This is a genomic window from Streptomyces sp. NPDC030893, from assembly GCF_055571535.1.
In genome coordinates this window covers 607,159-621,855 of the sequence record NZ_JBVIFC010000002.1, presented here as the reverse complement: position 1 = coordinate 621,855, position 14,697 = coordinate 607,159, and the positions used below count along the sequence as shown (strand labels likewise).

15 protein-coding genes are annotated in these 14,697 nt (G+C 72.3%); 9 read left to right on the top strand and 6 right to left on the bottom strand.

The window, feature by feature from the left end; all coding sequences use genetic code 11:
* Positions 1-59: 59 nt before the first annotated feature.
* A complete protein-coding gene (gene lysS, locus ACZ434_RS07635) occupies positions 60-1,802 on the top strand; it encodes a lysine--tRNA ligase (RefSeq protein WP_468452825.1) in 1,743 nt (580 codons plus the stop codon).
* 70 nt (positions 1,803-1,872) lie between these two features.
* Here the strand turns inward: lysS and ACZ434_RS07630 are convergent, their stop codons facing one another.
* The 6 genes from ACZ434_RS07630 to ACZ434_RS07605 all read right to left on the bottom strand — a co-directional run bounded on the left by ACZ434_RS07630 (position 1,873) and on the right by ACZ434_RS07605 (position 7,723).
* On the bottom strand, positions 1,873-3,252 hold the full coding sequence (locus ACZ434_RS07630; protein ID WP_468452823.1) for a DUF2637 domain-containing protein: 1,380 nt from the start codon (positions 3,250-3,252) through the stop codon (positions 1,873-1,875).
* An 88-nt stretch (positions 3,253-3,340) separates the two neighbouring features.
* A complete protein-coding gene (locus ACZ434_RS07625; RefSeq protein WP_468452821.1) occupies positions 3,341-4,183 on the bottom strand; it encodes a DUF3558 family protein in 843 nt (280 codons plus the stop codon).
* Between the two features lie 118 nt (positions 4,184-4,301).
* The gene (locus ACZ434_RS07620) at positions 4,302-5,135 is read right to left on the bottom strand and encodes a DUF3558 domain-containing protein (RefSeq protein ID WP_468452819.1); all 834 of its coding nucleotides are present in this window, start codon (positions 5,133-5,135) and stop codon (positions 4,302-4,304) included.
* 333 nt (positions 5,136-5,468) lie between these two features.
* Positions 5,469-6,266, bottom strand: a complete 798-nt coding sequence (locus tag ACZ434_RS07615; protein WP_468452817.1) for an LAGLIDADG family homing endonuclease — start codon at positions 6,264-6,266, stop codon at positions 5,469-5,471.
* A 278-nt stretch (positions 6,267-6,544) separates the two neighbouring features.
* Complete coding sequence (locus ACZ434_RS07610) at positions 6,545-7,321, bottom strand: SDR family NAD(P)-dependent oxidoreductase (RefSeq protein WP_468452815.1); 777 nt, start codon at positions 7,319-7,321, stop codon at positions 6,545-6,547.
* Positions 7,322-7,387: 66 nt separating this feature from the next.
* Positions 7,388-7,723: a YnfA family protein gene (locus ACZ434_RS07605; RefSeq protein WP_125504915.1), complete on the bottom strand. Its 336-nt coding sequence runs from the start codon at positions 7,721-7,723 to the stop codon at positions 7,388-7,390.
* Positions 7,724-7,828: 105 nt separating this feature from the next.
* On the opposite strand from ACZ434_RS07605, the gene ACZ434_RS07600 reads away from it, so the two are divergent.
* From ACZ434_RS07600 to ACZ434_RS07565, 8 genes are all read left to right on the top strand, one after another.
* A complete protein-coding gene (locus tag ACZ434_RS07600; RefSeq protein WP_468452812.1) occupies positions 7,829-8,311 on the top strand; it encodes a MarR family winged helix-turn-helix transcriptional regulator in 483 nt (160 codons plus the stop codon).
* Positions 8,312-8,469: 158 nt separating this feature from the next.
* A complete protein-coding gene (locus tag ACZ434_RS07595) occupies positions 8,470-9,564 on the top strand; it encodes an LLM class flavin-dependent oxidoreductase (protein ID WP_468452810.1) in 1,095 nt (364 codons plus the stop codon).
* Complete coding sequence (locus ACZ434_RS07590) at positions 9,561-10,187, top strand: FMN reductase (RefSeq protein WP_468452808.1); 627 nt, start codon at positions 9,561-9,563, stop codon at positions 10,185-10,187. The genes ACZ434_RS07595 and ACZ434_RS07590 overlap by 4 nt, the downstream gene beginning before the upstream one ends.
* A 73-nt stretch (positions 10,188-10,260) precedes the next feature.
* A complete protein-coding gene (locus ACZ434_RS07585) occupies positions 10,261-10,986 on the top strand; it encodes a response regulator transcription factor (RefSeq protein ID WP_468452806.1) in 726 nt (241 codons plus the stop codon).
* A complete protein-coding gene (locus tag ACZ434_RS07580; RefSeq protein WP_468452804.1) occupies positions 10,983-12,536 on the top strand; it encodes a sensor histidine kinase in 1,554 nt (517 codons plus the stop codon). The genes ACZ434_RS07585 and ACZ434_RS07580 overlap by 4 nt, the downstream gene beginning before the upstream one ends.
* Before the next feature lie 49 nt (positions 12,537-12,585).
* Complete coding sequence (locus ACZ434_RS07575; RefSeq protein WP_468452801.1) at positions 12,586-12,744, top strand: hypothetical protein; 159 nt, start codon at positions 12,586-12,588, stop codon at positions 12,742-12,744.
* A 60-nt stretch (positions 12,745-12,804) separates the two neighbouring features.
* On the top strand, positions 12,805-13,512 hold the full coding sequence (locus tag ACZ434_RS07570; RefSeq protein ID WP_468452799.1) for an AAA family ATPase: 708 nt from the start codon (positions 12,805-12,807) through the stop codon (positions 13,510-13,512).
* A gap of 180 nt (positions 13,513-13,692) precedes the next feature.
* On the top strand, positions 13,693-14,697 hold a 1,005-nt coding region (locus tag ACZ434_RS07565), incomplete at its 3' end, for a sigma-70 family RNA polymerase sigma factor (RefSeq protein ID WP_468452947.1).

The window sequence follows — 14,697 nt, the reverse complement described above, 5'->3', positions numbered from 1 at the left end:
TGGGAGAATGAAGCGGCCGGCCGTACGACCGTACTGGCTGCCCGAGTGGAAAGAAGGACGTGCCGATCGTGGCTCAGAGCACCGAGACCACCGACTGGGTCTCCCGTTTCGCGGATGACGTCATCGAGGAGTCGGAGCACCGGGCCCCGGGCAAACCTGTTGTCGTCGCGTCCGGCCTCTCCCCCTCCGGCCCCATCCACCTGGGCAACCTCCGCGAGGTCATGACCCCGCACCTCGTCGCCGACGAGATCCGCCGCCGCGGCCACCAGGTCCGGCACCTGATCTCCTGGGACGACTACGACCGGTACCGCAAGGTCCCGGCCGGTGTCCCCGGCGTCGACGAGTCGTGGTCCGAGCACATCGGCAAGCCGCTCACCTCCGTCCCCGCCCCCCAGGGCTCCGCCCACCCCAACTGGGCCGAGCACTTCAAGGCCGCGATGGTCGAGTCACTGGCCGCGATGGGCGTCGAGTTCGACGGCATCAGCCAGACGGAGCAGTACACCTCCGGCGTCTACCGCGAGCAGATCCTGCACGCCATGAAGCACCGCGGCGACATCGACGCGATCCTCGCCCAGTACCGCACCAAGAAGGCCCCGGCCAAGAAGCAGCAGCAGAAGCCGGTCGACGAGGCCGAGCTGGAGGCCGCCGAGGGCTCCGGCGCCGCCGCCGAGGACGACGGCAGCTCGGGCTCGGCCGGATACTTCCCGTACAAGCCGTACTGCGGCAACTGCGAGAAGGACTTCACCACCGTCACCTCCTACGACGACGACTCCACCGAGCTGACCTACGCCTGCACGGCGTGCGGCTTCTCGGAGACCGTCCGGCTGAACGAGTTCAACCGCGGCAAGCTGGTCTGGAAGGTCGACTGGCCGATGCGCTGGGCCTACGAAGGCGTGATCTTCGAGCCCAGCGGGGTCGACCACTCCTCCCCCGGCTCGTCGTTCCAGGTCGGCGGGCAGATCGTCGGCATCTTCGGCGGCAAGCAGCCCATCGGGCCGATGTACGCCTTCGTCGGCATCAGCGGCATGGCCAAGATGTCCTCCTCCAAGGGCGGCGTGCCCACCCCGGGCGACGCGCTGAAGATCATGGAGCCGCAGCTGCTGCGCTGGCTCTACGCCCGCCGCAAGCCCAACCAGTCCTTCAAGATCGCCTTCGACCAGGAGATCCAGCGCCTCTACGACGAGTGGGACCGCCTCGACACCAAGGTCGCCGAGGGCGGCGCCCTGCCCGCCGACGCCGCCGCGCACTCCCGCGCGGTGCGGACCGCGAGCGGTGAGCTGCCGAGGACGCCCCGCCCGCTGCCGTACCGCACCCTCGCCTCGGTCGCCGACATCACCGCCGGCCACGAGGACCAGGCACTGCGGATCCTCAGCGAACTCGACCCGTCGAACCCGCTGGACTCCCTGGACGAGGCCCGGCCCCGCTACGACAAGGCCGAGGCGTGGATCAACAACCACGTCCCCGCCGACCAGCGCACCATCGTCCGCGCCGAGCCCGACGCCGAACTGCTGAAGTCGCTCGACGAGCAGGGGCGGCAGTCGCTGCGGCTGCTGCTCGACGGACTCGCCGACAACTGGTCCCTGGACGGGCTCACCCACCTCGTCTACGGCGTGCCCAAGGTCCAGGCGGGCTTCTCCGCCGACGCCACGCCCAAGGAGCTGCCGCCGGAGATCAAGACCGCCCAGCGGTCGTTCTTCGCGCTGCTGTACCACCTGCTGGTGGGGCGGGACACGGGGCCGCGACTGCCCACGCTGCTGCTGGCGGTGGGGCAGGAGCGGGTGCGGGGCCTGCTCGGGGAGTAGGCGGACGTACGACGACAGGGGGCGCCCGGTGTTGGCCGGGCGCCCCCTGTCGTCGTCGTGTCCGCGCGCCTTACGCGATGTGGTCCTCTTCCATCTCCGCCGTGTGGCGGGCCTGGAAGCGCTCGGCGAGGGCCTTCAGCTCGCTCGGGCTCAGCGTCGTGCCGTAGGTCGCCTCGATGTTGTCGCCGAGGACGCGGGGGGTGGGGTAGCTGCCGTCTATCGACTGGCGGAAGACCTGGTAGTACGCCTCCTCGTCGGGGGTGGTGACGGGGGTGCCGCCGCCGTCGCCCAGCTCACGGGTGCGGCCGGGGACCACCGGGATGGGGAAGCTGCCGGTCTCCTCCGGAGAGGGCTCCTGGAGGGGGGGTTCCTCCTGGTACTGGTCCTCGTACTGTTCGGCGTGCTGCTGTTCCGCGTACCAGCGGGCGTATTCCTCGTCGGGGTCGTAGGTGGGGTCGTAGCCGCCGTGGTACTCGACCGTACGGGGGTCGCGGGCGTGGAGCCACTGGTTCTGGTCCTGGGCGGAGTTGTCCGGGTACCCGGGGTTCTGGTTGCCCTCGAGTTGCAGTGGCTGCTCGCTGTGAGGTGCTGCTGCGCCCACCCGTGCCGCCCCAGCGGCACGACTGCCCGCAGTGGGGTGGGCACGGTCGCCCGTGGCTGGGTGGGTGCGGTCGCCCGCGGCTATCTCGGCGGGGCTGCCCGTGCCTATCTCGGCGGGGCCGCTCATGGCCGGCTGCGGGGCCGGGGGGAGGAGGGCGGGTTCTATGCCTGCTGCTGCCAGGCCAGCGGGGGCCGTGTCGGCCAGGGGGACGCCGTACTTGGCGAGGCGCAGGGGCATGAGGGACTCGACCGGGGCCTTGCGGCGCCAGGAGCGGCCGTAGCGGGAGCGCAGGCGGGCCTGGTAGACCAGCCGCTCCTGCTCCAGCTTGATCACCTGCTCGTAGGAGCGCAGCTCCCACAGCTTCATCCGCCGCCAGAGCAGGAACGTCGGGCCCGGCGAGAGGAGCCAGCGGGTCAGCCGGACGCCCTCCATGTGCTTGTCGGCGGTGATGTCGGCGATCCGCCCGATCGCGTGCCGGGCCGCCTCCACCGACACCACGAACAGCACCGGGATCACACCGTGCATGCCCACACCGAGCGGGTCGGGCCACGCCGCCGCGCCGTTGAACGCGATCGTCGCCGCCGTCAGCAGCCACGCCGTCTGCCGCAGCAGCGGGAACGGGATACGGATCCAGGTCAGCAGCAGGTCCAGCGCCAGCAGGACGCAGATACCGGCGTCGATGCCGATCGGGAAGACGTAACTGAAGTCCCCGAAGCCCTTCTTGAGGGCCAGTTCACGGACCGCCGCGTACGAACCCGCGAAGCCGATGCCGGCGATGATCACGGCACCGGCGACGACCACGCCGATGAGAATCCGGTGCGTCCGTGTCAGCTGAATGGGCGCGGCCACCCGTTCTCCCCTCCCAGTGCGTGTTGTTGCGCCGAACAGAGTGGCACATGTGTGCGGGGGACGGGTGGCCGGTGCTGATTCAGGGGGCTCAGCTCTTGTCGGAAGCCGCCTTCGAGGCCGAAGCGGACGGCTTCTGGGACGTGGACGCGGACGGCGAACTGCTCGCCCCACCGGGGCCGTTGGCGGCCGTCACCGCGGCCACCGCCTCCTTGGCCGCCTTCTGCGCGTCCTTCATCAGGTCGTCGGCGTCCGGCGTCTTGTCGCCCGCCAGACCGGCACCGTTGTAGTCGAGCGTGACGACCACGTTCTCGACGCGCGCCACGACCGTCTGCTGCTTGAAGGTGCCTTCCTTCTTCTTCAGGTCGTAACGCACCGCGGTCGCCTCGTCACCGGTCCCGGTGAGCGGCTCCGCCTTCGCGCCCTTCGCACCCTCGGTCGCCTGGGCGTCCCGCACCTGCTTGGCGTAGTACTCCTTCGCCAGCTTGTCGCCCGCGCCACGGGTGGTGTCCGAGTCGAAGCGCAGCAGCGACACGTTCAGCCAGCGGAACTGCGAACCCTTCACACCGTTGTTGTCCAGGCTGTTCCAGGAGCAGCTGGCACGGGTGGCGACATCGTCCGAGCCGCCCTCCTTGCCCGCCTTCGCCTTCGGGGCCAAATCCTCCAGCGTCTTCTTCGACAGCACCCCGCACGCCTCGGGCAGCTTCTGGTACGCCGCCGCCTGCACCGTCGGCGACGGGCTCGCGGACTTCGAGGCGGAGGCGCCGGCGCCCTTGTCCTTGCCGTCGTCGGAGCCGGAGTCCGAGGAGCAGCCGGCGGCACCCAGCATCACCGTGGCGGCAGCCGCGCAGGCAAGGACGCGGCTGAGACGCTTCACCTTCTGACCGGACTGCTGCTCTCGCTGTGCTCGTCGCTGCATGGTTCCTTCACTCATGACGCTCGTGTTCCCTGCGGTCGGATCGGGTCCGAGGGGTCACGGTACGCGTTGCGTCACCCGGGCGGCCCTTCTTCGCGCGCTCCGCCCGAGGGGGCGGAGGGTGCGTGAACGGGGTTCAGCCGCCCAGCGAATCGGCCAGCTCGTCGGCCAGTTTCCGTGCCCTGTCCTGCATTTCCTTGCTGTCGGGGACCGCGCCGACGGTCATCGGCTGCTCCGCGTACTCGACGGTCACCATCACGTTGGACGTGCGGAACGCCACAGTCACCGTGCGCTGCCGGGCGGTCGAACCGGCGCTGTCGAGCTCGTCGTCGAGGAACGCCTCGTCGCCGAGGTCCTCCAGCAGACGCGGCCGGAGGTCGGACGGGGCGGCGGAGGGCGAGGTGGAGGCGGGCGGGGACGAACCGGCGTCCGCGGACGGCCCGGTGGGGGACGCGGAGGGGGACGTGGAGGCGGAGGGCGAGTCCGCCGAGTCCGCCGAGTCCGCCGACGCCCCGGCCGGCTCGGGCAGTTGGGCCTCCGACCGCTTCGTCGCGAAGAGCTGCTCGGCCTGGGCGTCGTCGCTGACGGCGTTGTCGTAGGAGACGACCCGTTCCAGGTCCACCAGCAGGTGGTTGGTGGCCTCGGCGGACTCCACCTTCCAGCGGCAGCCCACCTTGCGGTCGGTGTCGTAGGTGAGCGTCGCCTCGCCCGCGTACGCCTTCTCGCGCTTGCCCTCGTCGGCCATCTCCCCGATGCCGGGCAGGAGTTCGTCGAGCGTCCTGCCCTCGACCGAGCCGCAGGGTTCGGGCAGCGTGGCGTACTTGCCGGGCTGGGCGGCCTGGGACGCCGTACCGGCGCTTCCCGGGTTGGAGTCGTCCGTGGGGCCGCCGTCGTCCGAGCTGCCGGTGCAGCCGGCCAGTACGGCCGCCAGGAGCGCGGCGACGCCGGGTACGTACGCCTTCCGCTGCACGGTCGGGCTCCTCTCGACGGTGGGTGCGGGCCGGTGCCCGCCGGGCCTTCCCAGTGTCCCCGCTGGTTAATCGCTTGCCGCAGGGGGGCGCCCTTCGCAGACAATGTGTATCGCACGCACTGCCGTGGACGCCGGTCCGTCATCCCTTTTCCTCGACCTTGGTGCCGGTATTGCGATTCGGGACTTCTGTTGGTTTTCCGGGGGAATGAGAGCGTTTTGCCGGACGTGTGCTGCGGCAAGGGTGCGAGGGTCGTTGCCAAGCTCAAGCAGTTCACCTGCGTGAAGGGCTGACCGGCTGGGGGCGCCTGGGTGGTGGCGCCCCGGGTCCTTACGTCAGTCGGCGGGCGCCGCGACCTGGCCGGTGCGGAGTCGCCACAGGCGCATGGAGCAACTCTGCTGGGTGCGGTCGAGAGCGAGGGCCGCGGCCGCGGGATCACCGAGCCGGAGCAGTTCGCAGTCGTCCGTCGGGGTCCACCGGCGGCGGGGCGGTGCGATTCTCATGTTCGCGGGGCGGGTCCAGGTCTGGATCGACGCGGCGTTGGCCTTTTTGTGGTCCAGGGCGAGGCTGCCGGGGTAGTAGAGGTGCTCGGCGAGCCGCTGTGCGTGCTCCTTGAAGTAGGTGAGGACGTAGACCTGGTCGCGGGTGTTGCGGCCGGGGGTGCGCTCTGCGCCCGTGACTTTCTTCGCGTAGTGGCACATGTATGCGGCGAGGTCGGTGCTGGCCGACGTCAAGGAGAGATACGGGAAGCCCTGGGCCGTCCAGCCGAGCGAACCGTCAGCGTCGATGATTCCCCGGAGGTAGTCGCGGCGGCGGAAGTCGACGCGGGGCGGCCGGATGAGCATGGACTTCTTTCCGTACGGCATGCCGAGTTCGTTGACGATGGTGCGGGCTTCGAGTGCGTACACCATCCAGATGGCTGAGCGGTGCTGTTCGCTGAAGTTGGTGACGCGGATCCGCTCCCTGATGGAACTGTGGTATGGGGTCAGCCGCTGGAACTCGTGGAGGATGTGGGCGTCCCGGGCGTTGATTTCGACCGAGAGGCGTCCCCTCTGCCTTGTGTCTTGGTGGAGGTGCCCGTCGGCCTGCAGGAAGCCGAACATGTAGGCGTACTCGGGGTCTTCGAGGTCCATGAATCGTCGGGCGGGCGCGCTAAAGTCCTGTGCAGCCATGGGAAGTTGTGCCTTCCTGATGGTGAGGCGCTCGGCCGGGGCGGGAATCCCGGCCGAGCGCCGTTCTGTTGACTTGATCGCGAGCCTAGATCGGGTGTTCCTGCCCCGGCTGGGTGATCGATGCCTTTCACCCCTATGGGTGACCGGAGTTGCTTGTCGGCAGTTCCGGGACGGTCGGTGCGGGCGCCGATGGGCAGGGAAGGCCAGGCCGCCGGGGTGGAATGGCTCGGCGGCCCGGGTCACGGCTCCCGGTGGACCTTGGTGTTGGAGGCCTGGGCTCGGGGGCGGACGATCAGGAGGTCGATGTTGACGTGGGGCGGGCGGGTCACCGCCCAGGTGATGGTGTCGGCGACGTCGTCCGCGGTGAGGGGCTCGGCGACGCCCCGGTAGACCTTCTCGGCCTTCTCCGTGTCGCCGCCGAAGCGGGTGAGGGCGAACTCCTCCGTCCTGACCATGCCGGGCGCGATCTCGATCACGCGCACCGGGCGGCCGACGATCTCCAGGCGAAGGGTCTCGGCGAGGACGTGGGCGCCGTGCTTGGCGGCGACGTAGCCCGCGCCGCCCTCGTAGGTGGCGTGGCCGGCGGTGGAGGTGACGACCACGACCGTGCCGTCGCCGCTCGCGTCCAGCTTGGGGAGCAGGGCCTGGGTGAGGTGGAGGGTGCCGAGGACGTTGGTCTCGTACATGCTGCGCCACTGGTCCGGGTCGCCGGTGGCGACCGGGTCGGCGCCGAGTGCCCCGCCGGCGTTGTTGACGAGGACGCCGATGGTCTTGAAGGCGGTGGCGAACTCGTCGACGGCGGCGCGGTCGGTGACGTCGAGGGGGTAGGCGGTGGCCTGGTGGCCGGCCGCGGTGATCTCCTCGGCGAGCGCCTCGATGCGGTCCTTGCGGCGGGCGGTGAGGACGACGCGGTAGCCGGCCTCGGCGAGCCGGCGTGCGGTGGCGGCGCCGATTCCGCTGCTCGCCCCCGTGACGACGGCGATACGGGACGCGGCGGGCGGTGCGGCGGGGGCCATGGGGCTGCTCCTCGGGCGGGTCGGGGCCGGGCCCGGTCAGCATATGCGGGGGCCGGCGGGCGGGGGTCAGCCGTTGCGCGGGGCGTACATGATCACGGCCATGCCCGCGAGGCAGACCAGCGCGCCGGTGATGTCCCAGCGGTCGGGGCGGTAGCCGTCGGCGACCACGCCCCACAGGATCGAGCCGGCGACGAAGATGCCGCCGTACGCGGCGAGGACGCGGCCGAAGTGGGCGTCGGGCTGGAAGGTGGCGACGAATCCGTAGGCGCCGAGGGCGAGGACGCCGCCGGCCGCCCACATCCAGCCGCGGTGTTCGCGGACGCCCTGCCAGACCAGCCACGCGCCGCCGATCTCGAGCAGCGCGGCGAGGACGAACAGGGCGGCGGAGCGGAGGATCAGCATGCGCGCAGCTTCGCACGGGGCCGTACGTCACCTGGTGGGGGGCGCCTGGTGGGGGCCGGGCCGGGGATACATGGGGTAGGTCGGACGCGGTGGTGAGGAGTGGGCATGCCGGTGAGCGCGCGGCCGGGGCTGATGGCGGAGCTGGCCGTGGTGTCCCGGCGGTACATGGCGTCGTACGCGCTGTTCAACCAGGCGCTCGCGGATCATCTGGGGCTGCACCCCACCGATCTGCAGTGTCTGAATCTGCTGACGCTGGAGGACGGTCCGGTGACGACCGGGCGGATCGCGGAGCTGACGGGGCTGACGACCGGGTCGGCGACGCGGCTGGTGGACCGGCTGGAGCGGGCGGGCCATGTGGTGCGGGAGCGGGACGCGGGGGACCGGAGGCTGGTGCTGGTGGCGCCGGTGCCGGAGCGGGCGGCGGAGTTCCGGCGGGTGTGGGACCGTCTCGGGGGTGGCTGGGTGGCGCTCTTCGACGACCTCGACGACTGCGAGCTGGCCCTGTTCATCGCCCATATGCGGCGGGCGACGGACTTCGGAGCGGAGCAGGCGGCGCGGCTGCGGTCGGGGACGGTCCGGGAGGCCTGAGGGGCCGGTCGGTGAGGGGGAGAGGTCCTGGTGGTCAGGGGGAGAGGTCCTGGTGGTCAGGGGCCGGCCGCCGGGTACCCGGGGTGGGGAATAGCGGGGGGCGGGGGGTCGTTCCAGGGGTATAGTTGAACCGTAAACAACCTGGAGGGTGAGCGGCCATGCAGTTCGGGATCTTCAGCGTCGGGGATGTCACCCCCGACCCGACCACGGGGCGCACGCCGACCGAGCGTGAGCGCATCAAGGCCATGGTCGCCATCGCGCTGAAGGCCGAGGAGGTCGGCCTGGACGTCTTCGCGACCGGTGAGCACCACAACCCGCCGTTCGTGCCGTCCTCGCCGACGACCATGCTCGGCTACATCGCGGCCCGCACGGAGAAGCTGGTCCTCTCCACCTCGACCACCCTGATCACCACCAACGACCCGGTGAAGATCGCCGAGGACTTCGCGATGCTCCAGCATCTGGCCGACGGCCGGATGGACCTGATGATGGGCCGCGGCAACACCGGCCCGGTCTACCCCTGGTTCGGCCAGGACATCCGCCAGGGCATCAACCTCGCGGTCGAGAACTACGCCCTCCTGCACCGGCTGTGGCGCGAGGACGTCGTCGACTGGGAGGGGAAGTTCCGCACCCCGTTGCAGGGCTTCACCTCCACGCCCCGCCCGCTGGACGGTGTACCGCCGTTCGTCTGGCACGGCTCCATCCGCTCGCCGGAGATCGCCGAGCAGGCCGCGTACTACGGCGACGGCTTCTTCCACAACAACATCTTCTGGCCCGCCGACCACACCAAGCGGATGGTCGAGCTGTACCGGGCCCGCTACGCCCACTACGGGCACGGCACGCCCGAGCAGGCGATCGTCGGCCTGGGCGGCCAGGTGTTCATGCGGAAGAACTCGCAGGACGCCGTGCGCGAGTTCCGTCCCTACTTCGACGTCGCGCCGGTCTACGGGCACGGGCCCTCGCTGGAGGAGTTCACCGAGCAGACCCCGCTGACCGTGGGCTCCCCGCAGCAGGTCATCGAGAAGACGCTGTCGTTCCGCGACTACGCCGGTGACTACCAGCGCCAGCTCTTCCTGATGGACCACGCGGGCCTGCCGCTGAAGACCGTCCTCGAGCAGCTCGACCTGCTCGGCGAGGAGGTCGTGCCGGTGCTGCGCGAGGAGTTCGCCAAGAACCGTCCGGAGGACGTGCCGGACGCGCCGACCCACAGTTCGCTGCTGGCCACCGCCCGGCAGAAGGAAGGAGCGCGGGCATGAGGCTCGTCGTCGTATCGGCCGGACTGAGCGTGCCGTCGTCCACGCGGCTGCTCGCCGACCGGCTGGCGGCGGTCGCCGCCCCGGCCGCGACCGCCCCGGAGCCCGGTCCGGCGGACATCCGGGTGATCGAGCTGCGCGACCTCGCCGTGGAGATCGCGCACACCTTTACCAACGGGTTCGCCGGCCGGGCGCTGTCCGAGGCGTTCGACGCGGTGACGGGGGCCGACGGGCTGATCGTGGTCACGCCGGTGTTCTCGGCGTCGTACAGCGGGCTGTTCAAGTCGTTCTTCGACGCGCTGAGCGTCACCGACCCCGACGCCCTCGCCGGGAAGCCGGTGCTGATCGGCGCGACCGGCGGCAGCGCCCGGCACTCGCTGGTGCTGGACCACGCCCTGCGTCCGCTCTTCTCCTACCTGCGGGCCGTCGTCGTCCCGACCGGGGTCTACGCGGCCTCCGAGGACTGGGGCGCCGAGGGGCTCGACGGGCGTATCGAGCGGGCGGCCGGGGAGCTGGCCGCGCTGATGGCGGGGCTGTCGGCCACCCGTCCGCTGCCGCGGCGGGACTCCTTCGAGGAGGTCACCCCCTTCGAGGAGCGCCTCGCGGCGCTGCGGCCCGCCGGGTGAGATACGGGTAAGAAGGGGCCCCGGTGCCGTCCACCGGGGTCCTGCCGGGTCCGGTGGTTGGCACACTTGCCCCGTGCCGCACACCGTTCTGCTCGCCGAAGACGACCGCGCCATCCGCAACGCGCTGGAACGCGCCCTGACCCTGGAGGGCTACCGGGTCACGGCGGTCGCCGACGGGGTCGAGGCGCTCGCGCAGGTCCACCGCGGCCGGCCCGACGTGCTGGTCCTCGACGTGATGATGCCCGGCATCGACGGGCTCCAGGTGTGCCGGGTGCTGCGCGCCGAGGGCGACCGCACGCCCGTGCTGATGCTGACGGCGCTGGTGGAGACCGCCGACCGGATCGCGGGACTGGACGCGGGCGCCGACGACTACGTCGTCAAGCCGTTCGACGTCGAGGAGGTCTTCGCCCGGCTGCGCGCCCTCCTGCGCCGCGCCGCCCCCGCCGCGCCGGTGCCGGCCCCCGAGCCCGCGGCGCAACCGCGGCCGGAGCCCTCCGGGCGGTTCGTCGAGGCGGCCGGGCTGCGCATGGACCCGCAGGCGCGCCGGGCCTGGCGCGGCGGGCGCGAACTGGAGCTGACCCGCACCGAGTTCGAACTGCTGGAACTGCTGATCCGCAACGCGGGCGTCGTCCTGGAACACGCCACGATCTACGACCGCATCTGGGGCTACGACTTCGGCCCCGGCTCCAAGAACCTCGCCGTCTACGTCGGCTACCTGCGCCGCAAGCTCGACGAGCCCGGCGCGCCCCAGCTGATCCACACCGTGCGCGGGGTCGGTTACGTGCTGAGGGCGGAGTGACCGCGATCAGTGCGTCCGGGCCGTCCGGGCGGTCCGGGCCGGTTCCGCGCCGGCGGCTGCGGCTGCTGTCGCTGGGGACCACGTTCGCGGTGGCGTTCGCGGCGGTCACCGCCACCGTCACCGTGCTGGTCGGCATCCTGTCGTACAACGCCGCCGCGCGGCTGGTGCGGGTGGACCAGCAGTCCGTGTTCGACGAGGTCGTGCAGGACCTGCGCGGCGAGGTCCGGGACAACCGCATGACACCGCTCGACTTCTCCTCCGCCGCGCCCGGGCACGACCTGGTACGGCCCGCCCGGACCGACGTCCAGGTGCTCGGGCCGGACGGCAGCGTCTTCGACCCGGGCGACCCCGGGCTGCCGGTCGTCGACGCCGACCGCCGGATCGCCGGCGCCGCCACGGCGGGACGGGTGGTCGTCCACGCGGGCGTCGACGTCGGCGACGACGTCTACCGGGTGGCGACCGTCTCGCTGGGCGGCGAGCGGGGCGCGGTGCAGGTGGCGCAGGAGTTCAGCGACACCGAGGACCTGCTGCGGGCGCTCCAGCGGCGCACCCTCGTCCTGATGGCGGCGGTGGTGGTCGGCGCCGGGCTCTTCGGCTGGTGGCTGGCCCGCCGCATCACCCGCCGCCTCGTCGTCCTCACCAACGCCGCCGAGGTCGTCGCCCGCACCCGGCGCCTCGGCATCCAGGTGCCCGTCACCGGCAACGACGAGGTGGGGCGCCTCGGCCGCGCCTTCGACCGGATGCTGGGCCGGCTCGCCCAGTCCGAGGAGGACCAGCGCCGGCTGGTGCAGGACGCCGGGCACGAACTGCGGACGCCGCTCACCTCCCTGCGCACCAACATCTCCCTGCTGCGCCGCATCGACGAGCTGCCGCCCGGCACGCGTGAGGAACTCGTCGCCGATCTCACCCAGGAGGCCCGCGAACTGACCGACCTCGTCAACGAGCTGGTCGAGCTGGCGGCCGGGCAGTCCGACACCGAGCCGCCCCAGCGGGTCGACCTCGCGGACATCGCCGAGGACGTGGCGGGACTGGCCCGGCGGCGCACCGGACGGGAGATCGTGGTGGGCGCGAGCGGCGACACCACGACCGACGGGCGGCCGGGGATGCTGACCCGGGCACTGTCCAACCTGGTCGAGAACGCGGTCAAGTTCGACCGGGGCGGCCGGGCGCCCGTCGAGATCCGTGTCGCGGGGCCGGCCCGCCCGGGCACGGTGCGCGTGGAGGTGCGCGACCGGGGGCCGGGCATCGCCGACGACGACCTGACCCGCGTCTTCGACCGCTTCTACCGGGCCGCCGACGCGCGTTCCCTGCCGGGGTCGGGGCTCGGCCTCTCCATCGTCCGGGAGGTCGCACTGGCCCACGGGGGAGCCCCGTACGCCTTCCGGCGGGAGGGCGGGGGGACGGTGACCGGGTTCACGGTGGGCGGCGGGGTGGGCGGCGGTGCGGGCGGCGGTGCCACGGGCGGGGGCACGACGGCCGACGCCGGCCCCGGCCCGGGCTCCGGCGCCGACGGCGGGGACGACGGGGCCGGTGAGCGGCGCGTTCGGTAGGCGTGGGGCCGTTCCGGCGAGTGGTGGGGCGGGGTGCCCTCGCGGGCGGGTGTCCGCCGGCCTGGCGTCGGCACCGGCCGACTGGGGCTCCCGCGCCGGGGTCGGTTCCGGCTCGGGTCCCCGGCGCGAACACGTCTCGCTGCGGGAGACGGTGCGGGTGGCGCGCACGCTGGTGCTGACGGTGCTGAGGGCCGTCGGGACGAAGTGAGGGGCGGATCACCGGCGGCCTGCCGCCCGGTGACCCTGTCCCCGTGGGACACTCGGGCCCGTGATCGTCGAACGTGCGTACGCACACAGGGGCTCCAGTGACGCGGGGGAGTGGCCCTGGTCGGTCCCCTGCGTACGTGAACTCCTGGACGGCGGACTGCGGTTCACCGCCCCGGTGACCTTCGTCGTCGGGGAGAACGGCTCGGGCAAGTCCACCCTGGTCGAGGCCCTCGCCGAGGGCTTCGGCCTGGACCCCTGGGGCGGCTCCCACGAGTGGCGTTACGCGAGCCACCGCACCAAGTCCGTCCTCGGTGAACGCCTCCGCTTCGACGCCGCCCCCGGGGGCCGCCGGATGCTGGCCTCCTGGTCCGCCCGCCAGGGCTTCTTCCTGCGCGCCGAGACGGCCCTCGACGCCCTCGGCCGGGAGGGCCTCGACCCCGGCGCGCGCAGTCACGGCGAGGGCTTCCTCGCCGCGTTCCGGGACAAGTTCCTGCACCCCGGTCTGTATGTGCTGGACGAGCCGGAAGCGGCCCTGTCCTTCTCCTCCTGCCTCGAACTGCTCGGGCACATCGACCAGTTGACCCGCGCCGGCGCACAGGTGATCTGCGCCACTCACTCCCCGCTGCTGACCGCGCTCCCCGGCGCGGACATCGTCGAGGTCGGCGACCACGGTATGCGCCGCACCACCTGGCAGGATCTCGCCCTGGTCGACCATTGGCGCCGCTACCTCGCCGACCCGGGGGCGTACCTGCGGCACGTGCTGGAATGACGCCCGCCCGCCCGGTCCTGGCGCTTTCCGTTATCCGGCCCGGCGCGGTGGCTCTCCTGTGGTGACAGGGCCAGGACACTACGGTCCCGGACCGAGAAGGACCGAGAAGGAGCGTGGACGAGCGTGGCAGCGAGCAGCGGACCCGGCAGGGAGACGGTCGAGGCGGCACGGCACGGCGACATGCGCGCCCAGGACGAACTCGTCGCCGCCTACCTTCCGTTGGTCTACAACATCGTGGGCCGGGCCCTGAACGGGCACCCCGACGTCGACGACGTGGTGCAGGAGACCATGCTCCGCGCCCTCGCCGGGCTGGGCTCGCTGAAGGACCCCGACGGCTTCCGGTCCTGGCTGGTCGCCATCACCATGAACCAGCTGCGTCACCACTGGCGCGATCACCGTACGGCTCCGGCCAGTTCGGCACTGCACGACGCGTACGACGTCGCCGACCCGGGGGCCGACTTCGTGGACCTGACGATCGTACGGCTCGGCCTGGAGGGCCAGCGGCGCGAGGCCGCCGAGGCCACCCGCTGGCTGGACCCCGACGACCAGGCGCTGCTGTCGCTGTGGTGGCTGGAGGCGGCGGGGGAGCTGACGCGGGCGGAGGTGGCGGCCGCGATGGAGCTGTCCGCGCAGCACACGGCGGTGCGCGTGCAGCGGATGAAGGCGCAGCTGGAGACGGCCCGGCTGGTGGTGCGGGCGCTGGCCGCGCACCCGCGCTGCGTGCTCCTGGACGATGTGGTCGCGCCCTGGGACGCCGTCCCCTCGGCGCTGTGGCGCAAGCGGGTCGCCCGCCACGTCCGGGACTGCACGGTCTGCGCGGGCTACGAGTCGGGCCTGGTCCCGGCGGAGGGCCTGCTGGTCGGCCTGGGCCTGGTCCCGGTGGGCGCGGGCCTGCTCGCGGCGTCCGCCCTGTTCACGGTTTTCGGGGGCGGGACGGCGGAGGCGACCCCGGTGTCCTTCGCCGGGGACGGGACGGGGGCGGTCCCGGACGGGGCGGCGAACGCCGTGCCCGGCGGCCTGGGCGACCCCGGGGTGGCCTCGGCGGGACAGGGTGCGATGGGGGGCGTCCCGGGGGGCGGGGCGTCGGGCTTCGACGGGGGCACGGGCTCCGGTGGGGCGTGGGCGGGCCACGGTGGCGGGCCCGCGGGCCCCACCGGGACGGGCGACCCGTGGGCCACCGCCGTG